Below are 263 nucleotides of genomic sequence, written 5' to 3'. Positions count from 1 at the left end.
CGGTCGAAATGGCGCCGTTCGGCGTGCGGGTGCATATCGTCCTGCCGGGCCGCTCGCCGGAGACCCGCTTCGGCCAGAATGCCCGGCCGCATCTGCGCGGCGCCGATGATCCGGATTACGCACCGCTGATCCAGCAATTCGTCAAAAACGTGCAGGAGGATACCGGCCCGGTCACCCACGCGCCCGATGTCGCCGAAGCCGTCTGGCGCGCCGCCACCGATCCCGCAGCACCGCTGCGCATTCCTGGAGGCGCCGACGCCGAG

General features: G+C 70.0%; 1 pseudogene. It reads left to right on the top strand.

The features are described from left to right. Positions 1–263 (top strand): annotated as a pseudogene (locus SB772_RS42125) (short-chain dehydrogenase/reductase); the annotation flags it as partial.

Source organism: Paraburkholderia sp. SIMBA_030, assembly GCF_046535245.1.
In the GTDB taxonomy this organism is placed as follows: Bacteria; Pseudomonadota; Gammaproteobacteria; order Burkholderiales; family Burkholderiaceae; genus Paraburkholderia.
Note: the sequence above shows the minus strand (reverse complement) of the source record. Positions and strands in the feature narration are given on the sequence as shown.